Here is an 18,412-nt window from a genome sequence, read left to right as displayed (position 1 = left end):
CTCAAAATGCGTGACCGGCACGCAACAAGAGGTGTTCAAGAATTGGCCCAAGGGAGAGTGCGGGGAAGAAGGTGAGCGCACCCACGATGACTATAACGGCGGTAAGCAGGAGGGTGAAGAGGGGAGTCGTCACAGGGAATGTACCCGCCGATGCTGGTGCGATCTTCTTCTGTGCGAGATTGCCTGCGACGGCCAGCATGGGGACGATCATGAAGAACCGTCCGAAGAACATAGCGGCTGCAAGCGAGTAGTTATACCAGTGCGTGTTTGCATTGAGCCCTGCAAAGGCCGAGCCGTTGTTTCCGGTCGCCGACGTGTATGCGTAGAGGATCTCGCTGAGACCATGGGGGCCGTGGTTTGCCAGACTGCTGAGTCCGAGATCCGGCATAAGAACCGCTACCGCAGCGAAGCCGAGTATGAGGAGCGGAAAGATCAGAAGGTACAGCATGGACATCTGAACGTCGAAGGCCTCGATCTTCTTGCCGAGGTACTCCGGTGTTCTGCCCACCATCAGACCCGCAATGAAAACCGCCATAATGACGAAGATCAGCATGCCATAGAGACCTGCGCCGACCCCGCCGAAGACGATCTCGCCTAATAGGATGTTGACCATCGGGACCATGCCGCCAAGAGGCATGTAGCTGTCGTGCATACTGTTCACCGCGCCGCAGCTGGCGTCGGTCGTGACGGTGGCGAAGAGTGCCGAGTTCGCGATACCAAAGCGAACTTCTTTGCCCTCCATGTTGCCCCCGGACTGCGTCGCAGAAACGTGCTGATCGACACCATGAAGCATGCGATTCGGTTGCGATTCAGCCCAGTAGCAGGTAAACACTCCAACGAACCAGAGAACCACCATGGCTGCAAGCACTGCCCATCCATGCTTAGGTGAGCCGGTCATCTGTCCGAGGGAGATTGCCAGTCCTGCCGGGATAAGGAAGATGGAAATCATCTCCAGGAGATTGGTCAGTGGCGTTGGGTTTTCGAAAGGATGTGCGCTGTTGGCGTTGAAAAATCCTCCACCATTCGTGCCGAGCATCTTAATCGCTTCCTGCGAAGCGACTGGACCCTGCGCTATCGTTTGCGTCGTCACAATCGAGGCTTTCCCATCAGATCCGATCACAGTCTGTGGTTCGACGAGGTTTACTGTGTCGTAGGCACGGAAGTTCTGCACGACACCTTGAGACACCAGAGCGAGTGAGAATACGATCGAGATAGGCAGTAAGACCCAGAGCGTTCCCCGCGTAAGGTCGACCCAGAAGTTGCCAAGCGTGTTCGACTCCCGCCTTGCAATGCCGCGGATAAAAGCAACGGCAAGTGCCAGTCCCACGGCTGCCGACCAGAAGTTATGCGTGGCCAGCCCGAGCATCTGCGTGAGATAGCTCATGGTGGCTTCAGGAACATAGCTTTGCCAGTTGGTGTTGGTCGTGAACGATATTGCGGTGTTAAGAGCGAGCGCCGGCTCAACTGCTGGCAGATGCTGCGGGTTGAGAGGAAGGACGTGCTGCAGACGCTCCACGACGTATGTGAGGACCATGGTCGCGGAGCTGAAGAGGAGCATTGCCACGGCGTATTCGGTCCATCGCATCTCTTGCTCAGCCTTCACGCCTGTCAGGCGATAGAGCAAGCCTTCGCACGGTGTGAGCACAGGATCCAGAAAAGTTCTTTGTCTATTGAAGACGCGTGTCAGATAGCTGCCCATGGGCTTCGCAAGTAACAGAACAACGATGATGAAGAGCAGGATTTGAAGCCAACCGTTGAGAGACATTTAGAACTTCTCCGGACGCAGCAAAGCGTAGACGAGATAGGTGAGCAAAGCGGCAGAGATGGTAAGCAAAAGGATGTTGACCAGCATCAGTGTTTTCCTTTCAGTCGGTCACAGCCATGCACATAGGACATGCAGGCAGCGAAGAGGATGAGAAACGAGATAATAGCGACGATGTCGAGCACGGAACCTCCTGTTACCAGCTACCCTGTTTCATGCCCCACCAGTACACGAGGCCGAGTGTGGCCGTGCTCTGCGCATGCACGAGAGCTCCCTGTGTATCGGTGAGAAAGAATGATTGATTCGAGAAATCGCGGCGGAACTCAGCACGTGCGAGGAAGCCAGGTGCGAACTGATGATCCAGAGAGACAGTTCCCTCTTTCAAGGCCTGCGTCTTACCGCTGAACAGACCGCCTCGATCATCGAAATACTCTGCGCGTGCTCCCAGGTTCCAGTGATGTGCCAGCGCATACTTCGCCGTGAGGCTGCCGATGGTTACACGCGGCGGCTGTTGCTGCTGCAGCGTGCGGTTGAGAACGTAATCCGCTTCCCCAACCAGAGTGAGTTTCGGTGTGGCGCTCCATACCGCATACGTGTCGAAGATATGCTCCCGGCCGTTCGGGGCGGGATTTATGTTTGTGGTCGGAAGGCCCGGCTGCGTCGGAGAACTCGGAGCTGCAGGGTTCAGCGTGGAAACTACATCCCGAGCTTCCTGGCCGAAGTAGTAGTTCACGTTCCAACTCAACGTGGAAGCCGGTTTGATTGTGAAGAGGAAGGCCTGCGATTTGAACCCATTGAGATCTTCGGTGTCGTTCGCTCCGTTTACGAGCCAGTAGGCCACGTTCAGCTTCGGTGTGATGTTGTAGTTCGCTCGGAGGCCCATGTGATAGAAGGGGAGATAGTTGAAGCTGTAGGAGCGCGAGTAAGTGATCTGATCTTTGGTGTAATTGCCTTCGTTCCCGAGAGAACTGGCGAACTTGCCGAAGTCGATCTGCAGTCCCGAGCCGACAGGAGCGAGATAGCTGCCATAAGCTTGAAAGAGATTCCGCCAGACCTGCGGGCGTTGTTCATTGACCGATGATCCCTGCAGCGTCTCGGTCGCCTGACCAAACTGCAAGTCAAGACGCCCGCCGAAGCGCTGCTCAGGACTCGGCAGGTGCTCAACGATCATGCCCGCCTGGTTGATGTTGAAGCTATTCGATGTCACATCGTAGGCACGCAAGAGATTAACCCGACCGATGGGCGCGTTGAAGTTGTAGCCGTAGTAACCGTCAACGACAAAGCTCAGGGTGGTGCCGCGAAAGAAGGTGAGGGTCGCCTCATCCATCTTCGATGTCTCCGAAGAGAGAGGCTGGTTGGATGTTGCCGCGGATTCACCTGGCGAACCTACGGCGGTTGCAGCTGATGAAGGATTCCCGCCGGCGCCCGGACGAACAACCTGATTGGGACTGGATTCGAGAGCTGCCAGGCGTGCTGCGAGCGCGTCGAGTTCGGTGTGCAGTTGCTTTATCTCTGCATCCCGCTGCGCGTCGGTTAGATTGGGGGGAACGGCTTGCTGCGCGTGCAGTGCAGTGACAAACGCGCTGAGTATGAGAGTTCGGAGGATTAGGATGACAGACTTCATTGCTAGCCTCGGAGACTATTGAAGCTCCGGGAACCATTGAAAGTCCGTAGAGAAGGCGTTAAGAAGTCATAAGGTTTTGACGAGCTAGCCCTCTGTCGATGTGAATCCTGACGGCAGGAAGCGATAACCGACCCACGGCTCGCTTTGGATATATCGTTTACCTTCGAAGCGTTCGATCTTCTTCCGCAGTCCCGCTACCAGCACTCTCAGGTACTCAGGCTGGCCATCGCCTGCAGGTCCCCAAATCGCGCGGAGCAGTACTTTGTGCGTGAGGACCTTACCTGGTGCCCGAGCAAGCAGGAGCAGCAAATCGAACTCTTTGGGGGTGAGGTGAACTGCCGCATGCTGCACAGCTACCGTATGTGCTTCCGGGTCAACGACGAAATCACCCACTTCGATAGGTCCGGACTCAACAGGCATCGCCGGCGTGCGCCGAAGCTGTGCGCGCACGCGCGCCAGCAGCTCGGGCATGCTGAACGGCTTCGTTAGATAATCGTCTGCACCCTCATCCAATGCATGTACCTTCATGGCGTCAGCATCCCGGACGCTGAGGACAATGATCGGCGTTGTACCCAGGCGACGTACGGCCTGGGTCAGTTCCACACCGTTTAAATTCGGCATGGCCAGGTCTGTGATGATCAGATCAGGGCGCTCCTCTTCGAAGTGTTTGAGGCCGTCTGCCCCATCCAACGCGAGGACGACCTCATAACCACTACTCTGGAGCGAAGTCCTGAGCATGCGACGAATCTGCGGTTCATCATCCACGACGAGAATGCGATTCAACGGGTCTCCTGGGTAACAATATGAAGGTCAACGTTGGGAGCTTCCGACATGAGCTTCTGGATAGCAAGATAGTAGAGATAGCTCTTCAAGCCGTGGGTCGCCGAACGGCCCACAATCGCCTGCGAAATCCTATTCTCTCGTATGAACGTCGCTGTGGCGCGCGCCGTATCAGGGCCAATCAGGTCGATCACTGCGGCTCCGATGTTTCTCGCGAACTGCAGGCTTGCATCCAGCATGCGCTTGCGATCGGGTTCCTGATCGCGGTCGCTGAAGACGTGAAGGATGTATAGCTCAGCATTTAGCGCTTCGGCCATTCGTGCTCCTCGAGCAATCAGATCATGTGCCTGGGAGTTAGAACTAATGCAGACAGCGATCTTTTCTGCGACAGTCCAGTGCGCTCCAAGGTTCTTGCGCTTCACATAATCGTCAAGGCTACGGTCGACGGCGCGCGTGACTCGCTGCAGTGCCATCTCCCGTAACGCGATCAGGTTGCCGCGCCGGAAAAAATTAGATAGCGAGCGCTCTACCCGGTCCAGCGGGTAGATATCGCCACGTCGCATCCGTGTGACAAGTGCTTCAGGCGTCAGATCGCTGATGACAATCTCGTCGGCGCGATCCAAGACCCAGTCAGGTACCTGTTCGCGAACGGTGACACCGGTGAGCGCCTGTACGCGGGAAGACAAACTTTCTACATGCTGGATGTTGATTGTGCTAAGAACGTCGATCTTGTTCTCGAGCAGGATTAGGACATCTTCGTACCGCTTGGAGAAGCGGCTACCCTCGATATTGGTATGCGCAAGCTCATCCACCAGAACGACTTGTGGCATTCTGGCCAGGATCGCATCGACATCCATCTCTTCGAACAACGTGCCTTTGTAATCGATCTCACGCTTGGGGACAAGCTCCAACTTCCGGGCCAGCTCAGCCGTCGCCACACGGCCATGCGTTTCGATCACGCCGATCACAACATCCTCTCCACGACTGCGGCGTCGGATGCCTTCGCTCAGCATACTGAAGGTCTTGCCGACGCCGGGCGCATAGCCAAGAAAGATCTTAAAACGCCCTTTCTGCTTCTCCGTCTCGGTGGACTGCAGCCAGTCTTCGGGCGATTTGATCGAAATGCTCAAGTCGTACAATTCCTCCATGAACTCCCGCCGCACACTCGTGATCACAAAGTGGCTGCTGGCAACATGTGCTCTCGCCGGAATTGTACTCGTCTACAAGCGGTGGCTTCATGTAAACCCGACGACGGTCGCGCTTTCACTGCTCCTGCTGGTGCTGGTGCTGGCGGCAGAGTGGGGTCTGCGATACGCGGTCGTCATTTCAATTGTGGCTGCAGGCTGCTACAACTACTTCTTCCTTCCCCCGTTCAATACATTCACCATCGCGGACAGCGAAAACTGGCTGGCCCTTCTGGCCTTTCTTGCAACCTCAATCATTGCGAGCCGGCTCTCCCAACGCGTTCGCGATGAGGCTGATGACGCCCGAGCCCACCAGCGCGAACTGGATACACTGTTTCGCCTGAGCAGAGAGCTGCTTCAGCCGGAGAGTGTGGCAACACTCCAAAGCGCCTTACCCGCCACAGTGGTGGGTATTACGTCAGCAACCGCAGGATACCTCTATCTGATTGAAGGGAACCGTCTGTATCAGGCAGGTGCGGCATCTGTGTCGGAGGTGGAACTCCCACATCTTGCGAAGCTCGCAAGCTCGCTCACGAGTACTCAGATAGAGGGTGATGATTTCCAAATCCCACTGAGGTCTGGCGTTCGTCCAAAAGGTCTGTTCGTTCTGCATTTACCGGAACTCTCCAAGGAGACGGCAGATGCGATAGCAGGACTAATCTCGCTGGCCCTAGATAGGGCTCAAGCGTGGGAGAATTTAGCTCGCGGCGAGGCGGCTAAGGAGAGCGAGCGGCTGCGAACGCTCATGATCGATTCCATTACTCATGAGTTGCGTACTCCGCTCACTTCAATCAAAGGGGCTGCAACGACACTTCTCTCCGGGGGGATGGATGGAGAGTACGCTCACGAGTTGTTGAGCATCATCGACGAAGAGAGTGACAGGCTGAATCATCTGGTGTCTGAAGCTGTAGAGATGTCTCAACTCGATACCCAACAGGTCCAGATGCATATGAGAGCGGAAAGTGTGCAGAGCCTTGTCGACGAAGCCGTTGAAGCGTGTGGGTGGGTCAAAACGCAACACCCGCTGCGGATCGATGTGTCGGAGTCGCTGAGGGTGAAGGTGGACGCCGTCTTCTTTGAGAAAGCTTTGTGCAATCTGCTAGAAAATGCGGCGAAGTATTCGGAACCGGGGACGCCAATAGCCGTTTCCGCCGGTCTTGCGAACAGTCGAGTCAGTATCAGTGTGGCGGACCAGGGGTCTGGTATCGATGAATTCGAACAAGGCTTGATCTTCGAGCGCTTCTACCGCTCTCGAACTCGCACAACTGGCGCTGCGGGAACTGGAATGGGTCTAGCCATCACCAGAGCTATCGTCCACGCACATGGGGGAGAGATCACGGTAACCAGTCAACGGTCTCGAGGGTCTGTTTTCACGATCTCTCTGCCAGATGCTGGGGCTTAGTTGGGAACCAAGATTCCTTCCGCGAGCCGTATCCGGTAAGACTGGGCGACGATAATGGAATGGCCAAACCATCGCGAGCACGCGATGCTCTGAATCACGCGACGGCTTACAATTTCGTCGACCACATAAGTTGGGAAGCTGTTCTCGATGTGCGAACGCATCCAATGCAGAACTAGGAGAAGCAGCGCTGATGCGATCGCATCTTGCCAGCCTCGTAGATGATTTCCGTCGACACGCACAAGAGACGGCCATCGTTTCGCATCGCGGCGTGCGAAGCTATCGTACGACCTATGGTGAACTTGCGCTGCTTGCCGGAAGATTCTCATCGGAGTTGACGCGCCGTAAGATCGGTCCGGGTGAACGCGTCCTGCTCTGGGGCGAAAATTCAGCCGAGTGGATGGCGGCGTTCTTTGGATGCCTGCTCAGGGGCGTACTTGCGGTCCCGCTCGATGCTGCTGGCTCGTCCGAGTTCGCCGCACGCATTCTGGAAGAGGTTAAGCCGCGCCTCGTTGTTGCCAACGCAAAAAGATCCCACCTAGCCTGCGACGTTCCCATGCTCGATCTGTCTAAGCTACGGCAGTCATTGCCGCCGGAACCCAACTTCAGCGTCGATCCTTCCGTGCAGGAAAGCGCGCCGTTCCAGATCATCTTCACCTCCGGGACTACATCTGAGCCGAAAGGGATCGTACATACCCACCGCAATGTGCTCGCCAGCCTGGGGCCCATCGAAGCGGAGATTAGCAAGTACAGGCGCTACGAACGATGGGTTCATCCGCTGCGGTTTCTGCAGACCCTGCCGCTAAGCCATGTCTTCGGACAATTCATGGGCTTGTGGATACCGGGTGTGCTGGCTGCCGAGGTTCACTTCACGGATGGGTTGGATTCCGGTCGTCTCGTTCAAATCATTCGCAGTAATCGCGTCTCGGTGTTGGTTGCAGTGCCGCGCGTGCTTGCGCTGATGCGCTCGCATCTGCTCGCATCGCGACCGCAGCTTGAAGAGGAGATCAGTAACTCCATTGGCTTGTCTATTCTGAAACGATGGTGGCGCTTCCGCGCAATACATCGTGTCTTCGGATGGAAGTTCTGGGCCGTCATCTCTGGCGGTGCGGCATTACCGGCAGGCCTGGAGATCTTCTGGAATCGGCTGGGCTTTGCCCTGATCCAGGGGTACGGTATGACGGAGACTGCCGCACTGGTCACGCTGAACCATCCATTCGGCATCGGCCAGGGCACGATTGGCAAACCGCTGCCCGGCCGGGAGGTTCGCTTGAGCGGCACTGGAGAGTTGCTGGTGCGCGGCGACATGGTAGCGGACACAACCTGGGAGCAGGGCCGGCTCCTGCAGCGCGAAGGAGAGTGGCTGGCGACCGGCGATCTTGCGGAGCAGACCGAATCGGGTGATTTCCGCTTCGTCGGGCGCAAGGGAGATGTCATCGTCTCATCCAGCGGCTTGAATATCTATCCATCCGATCTGGAGGCCGCTATGTTGGTACAACCCGGAGTGCAGGCTTGCACCGTTGTGCCTTGCGATCTTGCATCCGGACCGGAGCCGGTCTGCGTGGTGCTCTTTGAGGGAGAGGATACCGCCCTGCAGCAGGCAATCCGTGATGCCAACCGCAGCCTTGCCGACTTCCAGCAGATGCGTCGTGTACTGCGCTGGCCTGAGATTACATTTCCATATACATCCACGGGCAAGCTGCTGCGACGTACTCTCCGCGACTGGGCCTGTCGCACTATCCGCAGTCAGGGTGCGGAGGCTTCCCCGCCGCAGGACTTCCTGCTGACGACAATCTCCTCAATAACTGGGGAACCGGTTTCTGCAAATGGCAGTGATGATCTGCGACTCTCAGAAGACCTGCATCTCGATAGCCTTGGCCGCGTTCAGCTTGTCTCTGCCATCGAGCAACGAACCGGCATATTGATTGACGATGCTCAAATGGCAACCCTCAACACACTGGGGGAACTCCGTCGCGCCGCCTTAGGCAGGCCTGCCGCGGAGCAGCAGGCAAATGGCACCCCAGTAGTTACACGTGGTGGACCTTCGGATATAGATCATCTAGCGGTCAGCTCGCATACGGCAGAGAGCGCGCCGGCACCCGCAGCCAGCGAAACAAGCGGCGAATCTTCGGCAGCGCACTATCCCCGCTGGCCATGGTCCCCTCCCGTACGTCTGCTCCGCAGCATCTTCATAGATGTTATTCTGCGGCCCATTGTGCATGTGCTGCTTGCTCCGCAAGTCACTTCGTCCGACGTACCTCCGCATGGACCATTGTTGATTGTGGCGAACCATGTCACGGCTCTGGATGCCGCACTTGTGCTGTACGCGCTGCCCGCCTCTCTGCGACGACGCGTCGCTATCATGATGTCGGGCGAGATGCTGGCGGATTTCCGCTCCGGGAAGTCGCACGGTGTCGCAGGCCGCGCCGCCTCCTGGCTCCTAACGGCGCTGTTTAACGTCTTCCCGCTCCCTCGACTGCAAGGATTCCGGCAGAGCTTCGCCCATGCGGGCGAGGCTATCGATCGCGGCTACTCCGTTCTCATCTTTCCGGAGGGAACAAGAAGCAGAACGGGAGAGACGGCACCGTTTCGACAAGGGATCGGTCTGCTATCCGCGCAGGCAGGTGTACCTGTGCTCCCGGTGGTACTGATCGGGCTGGAGAAGATTCGTGGGCGAGGAGTGAAGTGGTTTCGCTCACGGAAGATTGAGGTACGGATCGGGGAGCCGGTGAAGTGGACGGAATCGAGATCTGCGGCGGAATGGACTTCCGCACTGGAGAAAAATGTGCGGGATCTACGCAGAGGTTCCAACTAGATGTCGGGTACAGCTGTTCGGTGAGGGCCGCTCTTGGCTGGCCCACACTCTGACCGAAGTTATCCGGGAAGAGCATGGGCGCAGCCTCTAGCTATTGGCTAATTGCAGCAATTGGTGTTGTCGCAGCAAGCAGGATAGTCGCAACAGGTGAAGACAGTTGCAGCCTGGGCTGACAGGGAAAGAAACAGAACTGCGAGAACCGCGAACACTTTGAATTTCATGGTATTGATCTCCTTTTTGAGCAAGCTGTTGAGGGATATCGCATACCGGAGTTTTCGGGCATGCTGCTCATGGGAAGAGGGAGATCATCTCTAAATGCGAAGGTCGTCTTTGAGCGCAAATACAACACGCTGATACCTGAAGCCCGGAGTCATCTCGCGAGTAGATGCGAGATGACTCGGACGATGGCTTCGCGTAATCTTTGCCTGTGAAGCAGGCCGCGATCGCTCTTGTTCGCTCTTGTCCTTAGCTGCAATCGGCACAGACAGGCGGCAAGCCGGGCAGGATACATTAGTAGTGTTTGTCGACGACGGGCAGCAAGGCGAACTTTCAGGCTGACACAGCGGGAACTGTGCGGAGGCGTGTTCAGCGAAGGCCCCGGTCGCAATCCATATACAGACTAAGAACCAGGGTAATAGTCTGCGACGATGAATCCAACACTTCACACTCAGACTGTAGCCCCTTCGGGAATGAAGAGCAACCATGCGGTTAGGCTGATGCGTCCATGCCACGCTGAGCGTCCAGGGCAATGATTTGTAGGAGGGGCTTTTAAAGCAAGAAGTAGCAGTTATCTGATCGATTGTAGGTGGGCTAAAAGAGCAATGGCGGAGAGGGAGGGATTCGAACCCCCGATAGCCTTGCGACTATGTCTGATTTCGAGTCAGGTGCATTCAACCGGGCTCTGCCACCTCTCCGTTGGTTCAGTTTACCCTGAACAAGGGGTCCAATGAAAGCGGAGGAACTGGAGCAGAAGAACTCGTTTGAGTGGACTCCTGAGCTCACCGCGTTGATGGAGCAGAAGGCGATGAGTCTCGGCTTCGACGCCGCGGCTGTCGCTCCCGTACCGGAGTCAGGTAGCGACATCGCGGAGCGGGATGCCGCACGCTTTTCTTCCTGGATCCAGGAGGGCCGCGCGGGAGAGATGGAGTACCTCAAACGGCGAGGCGAAGGCGGCGTCCTGCTTCGCAGCAGTGTCCGGGCGGCGATTCCATGGGCGCGTTCGATCCTTGTGTGCGCATGGAACTACAACGCTCCCGCTCCTGTCTCGACTGTCCCGGCTCCGGGAGCGGGTTGGATTGCCCGATATGCCTGGAGCGGACGGGTCCTTGAAGAGCCAAAGACAGAAGAGCCACAGACAGAAGAGCCACAGACAGACGAGCGACAGACCGATCAGCAACAGACAGTCCCGACCGATTACCACGATGAGTTGCTCTCCAAGCTGCGTTCTCTCGAAGTGCTTCTCAAGGAGCTCGCACCGGCAGATACACGCTGCTACGTCGATACGGGGCCTTTACTCGAACGAACCGTGGCTGCGCAAGCGGGCCTTGGATGGATTGGCAAGAACACCTGCCTCATCAACCAACACCTTGGATCGTGGTTGCTGCTTGGAGTTCTCGTCACCTCTATTCCTGTCGCCGCTGAGGCTGTTCCGCAGCTGGCTGCTGACCGCTGTGGAAGCTGCACCCGATGTATTGACGCCTGTCCCACGCAGGCCCTCATCGCCCCCGGCCAGATGGATGCTTCACGCTGTATCGCTTATCTCACGATCGAAAAGAAGGGAAGCATCCCGGAGGAACTTCGTGAGCCGATAGGCCGGCAGGTCTTCGGTTGCGATATCTGCCAGGAGATCTGTCCCTGGAATCGCCGTGCGCCGATTGCCTCAAAGCAGGGAACCAGACCGCGCCCGGAGCTCGTAAATCCCGCCCTGAGCTGGCTCGCTTCTCTCGATCCTGCGCGGTTTCGGCAGAATTTCAAGGGTTCTCCGCTGGAACGAACCCGCCGCAAACGGCTGCTCCGCAACGTGGCGATCGCCATGGGCAACAGTCGCGACAAAGGTTTTTTACCTCAGCTTACCGCGTGGAGCCAGGCAGAGGATGAGGTATTGGCGGAAAGCGCACGCTGGGCCATCTGTAAGATCGATTCTTCTGACAGATAACGCTCTCTCTTGGACCCGGGATTGAGGTGTCTGCCCCTTTGACGATTTCGCAGTTACCTCTGCTAGCATCGAAGATGGATTACGGAGGGATTCTGGCACTCAGGCAAGTGTGTCCATCCCTGTCCTTCCTGGATCTTTATGTTCTCGATTCGACCAAACAATCCAGATCCTGTCGACGCTTCCAAGCCAGAGCGCACGATGGAAGTGCCGTCTGAAGAGCCCGAGTCTGGCTCCGAGATTCCCATTGAAGCGGTACACCCAGTCGTTCCGCAAGATGGTTTCTGGGCACAGGTTGTAGCCCTTGTGCAGTACATGACGCGTACTGAGGTTCACACCTACGCATTCAGTGTTGCCGCAAATGCAATTCTGTCGCTGTTTCCCTTCATCGTACTTCTGTTGACGGTGTCTCGAAGAGTCTTTCACTCCAGGGCAATGGAGCAGGTCGTGGAAGACATGATGCATGGCTTCCTCCCGGTGGGGCAGGACTTCGTCATGCGGAACATGCAGCTGCTGGCTCACCCGCGAAAGGGCGTTCAGGTCTTCTCGCTTGTCATGCTTCTGATTAGCTCGACGGGTGTATTTCTTCCGCTGGAGGTCGCCCTCAACAGCGTCTGGGGAGTGACGAAAAATCGCAGCTATCTCCGCAACCAGATCGTCTCTCTTGGTCTTGCGTTCGCCGTCGGTGTTCTCGCGATAACGTCAGTCGCTTCCACGTCAAGTTCCAAGGTACTTCTGACCTACCTGTTTTTCGGCCATACCCGGAATGCTCCATTCGCCTTCGCGTCGCAGTGGTTTATGCAGTTCTGCGGAATCGGTCTTAGTATCCTTCTCTTCTTCCTGATCTATTGGATTCTGCCGAATCGCAAAGTTCCTGCCCGGGCTGTAATGCCGACTGCATTAATCTTCGGTCTGCTTTGGGAGCTGGCGAAGTATCTTTATGTAAGAGCCCTACCGTGGCTCGACTTCCAGTCGGTTTATGGCCCGTTCTACATCTCCGTCGGGTTGATGATGTGGGCCTTTCTTTCGGGGCTGCTGGTTCTGGCAGGTGCGCACATCTCTGCAACCCGACATGCGCTGCGGCTGGCCCGGGAAGCCAAGCAAGAGGAGCGTCGGGAGGCGGCGGAAGCAAAGAAAGAGGAAGATGCAGAGCGCTAGCGGAAATCAACGCGCAGTACCGATACTCAGGAACTTCCCAAAGGGCCTGCCTGGTGCTGTCGTATGGCTGGCGATCTGGTTCTGCCTGCTGTTCCTCTTGCGAATGCTCCCGGGAAGTGCAGGATTGCTCTTCGCCGTCGTTCAGGTGCTGGTCGGGATCGCCTTGGGCTGCGCTGCGATTCCACTGCTTGTGCGTTTCGTGCGGCGACGAATGTTGTGGAGTCTCCGCAACAAGCTGGTCGTCACCTACCTTCTGGTCGGCCTGGCTCCGGTTGTTCTGTTCATGACGCTGGTGTTGATCTCCGCGTATGTGGCAGCGGGACAGTTCGCTATTCACTTGGCAGACTCGCGTATGCAGGAGGAGGTTGCCCAGATGAGCAGTGACAACGGACACCGGGTGGAACTGGCCGCCCGTCTTGTCGAAGGCGACGACCGAATTCCGGTTACAGTGCTGAGCAACGGGGACGTGGTTACAAATAGCGTCAGCCACAGAAAGCTTTCGCTCGAAAGCTCGGTGTATGTGAATGGCGCTCCGGTGATGACGGAGTTGCGTCACAACAAGACTCCGCTTGGCCTGCCGGCATGGGCTGCTGAACTGAAGGACGGCCAGTTCAGTGGCCTTGTTCTTGACGGTGGCGACGTTTACCTGGCGGCTGTCAATCAACGCCGCCTTAAAGACGGGCGTCTGCTGAGCCTGGTCACCAGCTTGATCGTGGACGGGCAGGTGATGGATATGATCTCCGCCGGGCTGGGTCGTGCGCAGATCTTTACCGAGAAAGTCGCCGCGAAGGACGCGCGCGGCGACCAGCCGAGGGAACGCTTCCGACGCCGGGACAGCTCGGTCTCGGGAGGCATGCAGGCAGAGGGCGCCAACCTTGCCGATATCCAGGTGCATTTCCTTTCCACGCTGGGGATCACGGACTGGGGAACAGGGGAGCGCGACAGCGTGCTTATCAAGGTGGATTCGCGTCCGTCTCTGCTCTACAACCAGCTCTTTGGATCGTCGCTCGGCGGTCTTTTTACCGACGCTTATAAGACCGGGTTGATCTCTCTCTGCATCCTGTTCGCCATGATTGAGTTGCTGGCGCTCATCATGGCGATTCGCCTTACGAAGACGATGACGGCTTCGGTAGCGGATCTCTATGAGGCGACCCAGAGAATCGATCAGGGCGACTTCAATCACCGGATTGCCATTACGCGAGAAGATCAGCTTGCCGAACTGAATCGTTCCTTCAACGCAATGACCGGTTCGCTGCAACGCCTGCTCCAGGAGCAACAGGAGAAGGAGAGATTGCAGAACGAGATTTCGATCGCGCAGGAGGTGCAGGCGAACCTGTTTCCGCGGCAGATTTCGAGTCTTCCTTCGCTCGAGCTGCATGGGGTCTGCCGTCCTGCCCGCTCGGTCAGCGGCGATTACTACGACTTCCTCGTATTCCATGAGGCAGCGCATAACGGCGAGGCGAGCCGTAAGGAGACGGGAGTGGGCATCGCGATCGGTGATATCAGCGGCAAGGGAATTTCAGCCGCGCTGCTGATGGCGACGCTGCACTCCGCCGTGCGTGCCTACCGTTTCGCGAGCGAGGAGCTCGTCTACAGCGAGTCGGCACTCGCCGGGCTGCTGGCGAATCGCGACGATCTTGGGAGCGACTGCGATGAGCTGTTTCAGTCGCCGGGCCGGATTCTGTCGCTGCTGAATCGGCATCTTTATCGCAGCACACAGCCGGAAAAATACGCGACGTTGTTCCTGGCGCATTACGATGCGCGCTCGGCGATGCTCACATACTCCAACGCCGGCCAGCTGCCTCCCCTGGTGCTGGGCCGCGATGGAGGAGTGCGGCGGCTGGATCGCGGAGGAACGGTCGTCGGGTTGATGGACGGCATGCGCTACGAAGAAGCCCGTTTCCAGATGCTCGCGGGAGACATCGTGGTCGGCTACTCCGACGGCGTGACCGAGCCGGAGAACGACTTCGGTGAGTTCGGAGAAGAGCGCCTGATGGAGGTGGTTCGCCGTTACCGGAACGAACCACTCCATGTGATCTCGAGCCAGGTGATGCAGGCTCTCGATGCCTGGATCGGAGCCGAGGAGCAGCCGGATGACATCACTCTGGTTTTGGCCCGGCAGGTGTAGTCCCCCCTCGTTTTTGCGCAAATCCTAGAATCATTAGACTTATGTCCGGACCTCGGTGTGGATCTGTCGTTGGACAGAGAAAAAGCCCCGGCTTGGTGCCGAGGCTCTTCTCTTACTGATTTAATTCTAGCAAAGCGATGGGAATTGATCGGCAGTTGGGTGTCTGTATTTTTCAGGTCGCTGCGCGTTCGGTTTCGCTCCGGCCTTCGGCAGAGTGGAGCACCGCTTGCGGTGGGTCTTTTGGCACGGCTGAAGCCGCGCCTTGACGATGCGGTTCGAGCTTCGCTCGAATGGCCACCTTAGGCGCGATAAGGGCGCGCCGAAGACCGCAGATCCTGACTGCGCCCCTTCGGGGCTTCGCTCAGGATGACACTTCGGTGGGAACGGGCGTTCGACTGCGGCATGGATGGGAACCGGTTTCGGTCGAGAGCCCACCCTTAGCGACGATGAAGCTGTCGCAAAGGTGGGGCACGCGGCAGATCGCGCCCTGTGCGATGTACCTGTTTCCCCTGTCTACCTTGAAGCAGTTCTCGCCGTCCGTTTCACGAGGTTTTCGGCGGTCGGAGATTCAGCTGAAGGATGAGATTCAGCTGTGGGGTTGAATGGCCTTGACCGCGATGGCGTTGGGGGAAGAACCGGCGGGGAGCATGGTGAAGAGGGCGGCGCCCTGCGTTCCCTGAGTTCTCACGACGGCGATGTCACCGGAGCGAGTATCGGCGGCCAGCAGGATGTGCTCGTCAGCGGAGAAGGCGAGTACGTCGGGAGCGGATCCGGTGTGAACGGTGGTTACAAGCTGCCCGTCATCGATGCTGTAGATGCTGATGAGGTCGGAGGCAAAGTCCGTCACCCAGAGGGTGGAGTTATCCCGGGTGATGACTCCGTAGACGGGCTTGTTCCCGATCATGTAGGTCCCGAGGACCTGGTTGTTCCAGGTATCGATCTCGGAGATGGAGTCGGAGTCGAAGTTGGAGACAAAGATCTCTCCACCGTCCGGCTTGAGAGCCAGATGGACCGGAGTGGCCCCCACATCGAGGAAGGTCAGCAGATGATCGGTGAGAGCTGCGGAATCCTGCCGCGCCGGCCACGAGCCCGGTGCTGCGGCAAGAGAGACGACCATCACCTGATTTCCGCCGGAGCAGGCGATGAAGGCCTTGGAAGAGTCGGGCAGAATGGCGATGTCGGTAGCGCCCGGGCAGCCGGAGAAGGTTGCCCGGAACCTGAGGGGAGGTCCAGGAGGCTCATTGGGAACCGGCTGCGGAGCCTCAGAAGAGCCCGGGCTGACTGTTCCCGGACTGGCATACGGGACTGCGCTGTAGATGGAGACGCTGCCGGAGCCTCGGTTCGAGACGACGACAGAGCGCATGTCGGGCGACACGCGCGCGATTCCGGGCTGCTCGCCGGTGCCGACGACGGCTATCTCGCGGCGACGGTCGAGATCAATAACGCTGACGGAGTTGGAGCCGGAGTTGGCCACGTAAGCACGTCCGCCCGCAGCATCGACGCTGATGAAGTAGGGCTGACGGTGAACCGCGATGGTGGAGAGGACCTTGTTGGCGGAAGCATCAATCACCGTCACGGTGCCGGATCCGGTATTGACGGCATAGACCTCGTTACGACGGGGGTTGGGGGCGATCCCGGTAGGGTTGTCTCCGACCCGGAGGGTACGATCCGGACGCAGGTTCACAAGGTCCAAGACACTGACCGTGTTCGACTTACCGTTGGTAACGTAAGCAAATTCCCGGTACCCGGCGGGAACGTCGGGGAAGCTGTTTCGGCGGCAACCCGAGGGAACGAGCAGGGCAAGGAAAAGCGCGGCGAGGACTGCGACTCGCTGGAAATCAGGGGATTTGGGCACTGTTGCGAGTCTATCGGTGGGCATCGCCGGGCCGCAAGCGTGAGTCCCCAAAAAAAGATTTTGAAATTTGCGAAACATTTCGTTCAGTAAATGTGTCTACGAGAGTGATGCACAGAGTTGCCAGATGGGGAGCTCGAGCATCGTCTGTAAAATCCTTCTCGGACAACGAAGCTACTTCTGTAGCTTCGTTGATTTTTTTAAATGCGCTGATTGCGTGATCTCCGGACGACTGCAACCGCAGATCCTTCGACTGCGCCCTTCGGGCTTCGCTCAGGATGACACGGGAAGAGGGCGTGGATCGTTACTGGGGCCGTCGTGAGCGGAGAAGATTCTTTTCAGGAGATCAGCGGTGCTTCTGAACCGGCTTTTAGGTGCTTCGGACCGCCTTTTACTAGCCGTGAACCGACATGGAGAATTCAAGCGCGAGACGGAGAACGACCGCGCCTCAGGGCCGGAGCCTATCGAGAAGATGTGGCGTGAGAGGGATTGTAGAGATTACTGGCGGCCGATGCGCGACCAGTTGCGGGCGACCCAGCCGACGTAGGCCAGCTGAACGGCGATAACTCCGCCATAGACGAAGACGAGGTGGCGGTGAGCCATGCTGGAGAAGTCGAAGAAAGTTTGCCAGGTCATGTGTGCGCGGGCTCCGTTTATTGAGGCGTCTCGAGGGAGGCTTCGAGGGCGAGGAGGGCTGCTTCCTGCTCGGCGAGTTGCCGGCGACGCTCCAGGGCGAAGCGGAAGCCGATCAACAGAAGTCCCCACATGGCCCAACCTGCAAGGTTCCACAGGACTGCGGGAACCATGCCGGGATCGATACCACCGCCGTCAGAGCCAAAGACGGGCGCAGGATGCTGGGTGCGCCACCAGTGGATGGACATATAGACGATAGGGACGTCGACGGCCGCGAAGACCGCGAGAACGGCCGAGAGAACACCCGTCTGTCCCGCAGGAGAGAAGCGGCGAAGCATCAAGTAGCTGACATAGAGCAGCCACAGGATGAGCTCAGTCGTGAGGCGAGCGTCCCAGGCCCACCAGATCCCCCACGCGGGCTTTCCCCACAACATTCCGCTGGCGAGAGTGATGCCAACGTAGAGGACTGTAATCTCCGCTGAGGCCACGGCGAGCGCATCGGCAGAGAGCGCCTTGAGAGGATCGCGACGACGCCAGTACAGATAGCCCAGCGAGGCGGCCAGATTGATGTAGGGGAAGATGAGTCCGAGGATCGCGTGCGGCAGATGGTAGTAGAAGATGCGCTGCAGATTTCCCATAGTCGCTTCCATGGGAGCGAGAAAGATCGCCTGACGGAAGCCGACGATGAGCACTGCGATCGTAGCTGCGAGCCAAAGCCAAGCGAAGTTTCGGACTGTGGAGGGACGCGCCACGATGTTTATTCTAGCGCGAAAGTTTGACGGCGGAGAGGGTTTGCTTGCTGGACTGCCGCAGGGTGGGGGCGGACCTCGGCGGATTGAATTGTGGGGTGGGCTGGAAGAACCGCAGATCCTTCGACTTCGCCCTCCGGGCTCCGCTCAGGATGACACGAATCAAGAATTTGGGC

13 protein-coding genes and 1 tRNA gene are annotated in these 18,412 nt (G+C 57.8%); 5 read left to right on the top strand and 9 right to left on the bottom strand.

The window, feature by feature from the left end; genetic code table 11:
- Window position 1: 1 nt before the first annotated feature.
- The 5 genes from kdpA to JAO29_RS19185 all read right to left on the bottom strand — a co-directional run bounded on the left by kdpA (window position 2) and on the right by JAO29_RS19185 (window position 5,296).
- The gene (gene kdpA, locus JAO29_RS19200) at window positions 2-1,765 is read right to left on the bottom strand and encodes a potassium-transporting ATPase subunit KdpA (RefSeq protein WP_334269885.1); all 1,764 of its coding nucleotides are present in this window, start codon (window positions 1,763-1,765) and stop codon (window positions 2-4) included.
- Window positions 1,766-1,852, bottom strand: a complete 87-nt coding sequence (kdpF, locus tag JAO29_RS23640) for a K(+)-transporting ATPase subunit F (protein ID WP_442886440.1) — start codon at window positions 1,850-1,852, stop codon at window positions 1,766-1,768.
- Between the two features lie 106 nt (window positions 1,853-1,958).
- Window positions 1,959-3,386: an outer membrane beta-barrel protein gene (locus JAO29_RS19195; protein WP_334269884.1), complete on the bottom strand. Its 1,428-nt coding sequence runs from the start codon at window positions 3,384-3,386 to the stop codon at window positions 1,959-1,961.
- 84 nt (window positions 3,387-3,470) lie between these two features.
- Complete coding sequence (locus JAO29_RS19190; RefSeq protein ID WP_334269883.1) at window positions 3,471-4,169, bottom strand: response regulator transcription factor; 699 nt, start codon at window positions 4,167-4,169, stop codon at window positions 3,471-3,473.
- Entirely contained in the window at window positions 4,166-5,296 is a 1,131-nt protein-coding gene (locus JAO29_RS19185) for a universal stress protein (RefSeq protein WP_334269882.1), read from the bottom strand. Before JAO29_RS19185 ends, JAO29_RS19190 begins: the two co-directional genes overlap by 4 nt.
- A 16-nt stretch (window positions 5,297-5,312) precedes the next feature.
- On the opposite strand from JAO29_RS19185, the gene JAO29_RS19180 reads away from it, so the two are divergent.
- Complete coding sequence (locus JAO29_RS19180) at window positions 5,313-6,752, top strand: ATP-binding protein (protein ID WP_334269881.1); 1,440 nt, start codon at window positions 5,313-5,315, stop codon at window positions 6,750-6,752.
- A gap of 190 nt (window positions 6,753-6,942) precedes the next feature.
- Window positions 6,943-9,564 carry an AMP-binding protein gene (locus JAO29_RS19175; RefSeq protein ID WP_334269880.1) on the top strand — a complete coding sequence of 874 codons (2,622 nt, stop codon included), beginning with the start codon at window positions 6,943-6,945 and terminating at the stop codon, window positions 9,562-9,564.
- Window positions 9,565-10,386: 822 nt separating this feature from the next.
- Here the strand turns inward: JAO29_RS19175 and JAO29_RS19170 are convergent.
- Window positions 10,387-10,478, bottom strand: a tRNA-Ser gene (locus tag JAO29_RS19170).
- A gap of 32 nt (window positions 10,479-10,510) precedes the next feature.
- On the opposite strand from JAO29_RS19170, the gene queG reads away from it, so the two are divergent.
- The 3 genes from queG to JAO29_RS19155 all read left to right on the top strand — a co-directional run bounded on the left by queG (window position 10,511) and on the right by JAO29_RS19155 (window position 15,002).
- A complete protein-coding gene (gene queG / locus JAO29_RS19165; protein WP_334269879.1) occupies window positions 10,511-11,719 on the top strand; it encodes a tRNA epoxyqueuosine(34) reductase QueG in 1,209 nt (402 codons plus the stop codon).
- Between the two features lie 198 nt (window positions 11,720-11,917).
- On the top strand, window positions 11,918-12,874 hold the full coding sequence (locus JAO29_RS19160) for a YihY/virulence factor BrkB family protein (RefSeq protein WP_334269878.1): 957 nt from the start codon (window positions 11,918-11,920) through the stop codon (window positions 12,872-12,874).
- Complete coding sequence (locus JAO29_RS19155; protein ID WP_334269877.1) at window positions 12,861-15,002, top strand: PP2C family protein-serine/threonine phosphatase; 2,142 nt, start codon at window positions 12,861-12,863, stop codon at window positions 15,000-15,002. Before JAO29_RS19160 ends, JAO29_RS19155 begins: the two co-directional genes overlap by 14 nt.
- Before the next feature lie 586 nt (window positions 15,003-15,588).
- On the opposite strand, the gene JAO29_RS19150 is transcribed toward JAO29_RS19155, so the two are convergent.
- The 3 genes from JAO29_RS19150 to ccsA form a co-directional block, all read right to left on the bottom strand.
- Complete coding sequence (locus JAO29_RS19150; protein WP_334269876.1) at window positions 15,589-16,881, bottom strand: YncE family protein; 1,293 nt, start codon at window positions 16,879-16,881, stop codon at window positions 15,589-15,591.
- Between the two features lie 471 nt (window positions 16,882-17,352).
- A complete protein-coding gene (locus JAO29_RS19145; protein ID WP_334269875.1) occupies window positions 17,353-17,490 on the bottom strand; it encodes a hypothetical protein in 138 nt (45 codons plus the stop codon).
- Between the two features lie 17 nt (window positions 17,491-17,507).
- A complete protein-coding gene (gene ccsA, locus JAO29_RS19140) occupies window positions 17,508-18,239 on the bottom strand; it encodes a cytochrome c biogenesis protein CcsA (RefSeq protein WP_334269874.1) in 732 nt (243 codons plus the stop codon).
- Between the last annotated feature and the right edge of the window lie 173 nt (window positions 18,240-18,412).

The organism is Edaphobacter sp. HDX4, from assembly GCF_036877565.1.
Taxonomy (GTDB): Bacteria; Acidobacteriota; Terriglobia; order Terriglobales; family Acidobacteriaceae; genus Edaphobacter.
Note: the sequence above shows the minus strand (reverse complement) of the source record. Positions and strands in the feature narration are given on the sequence as shown.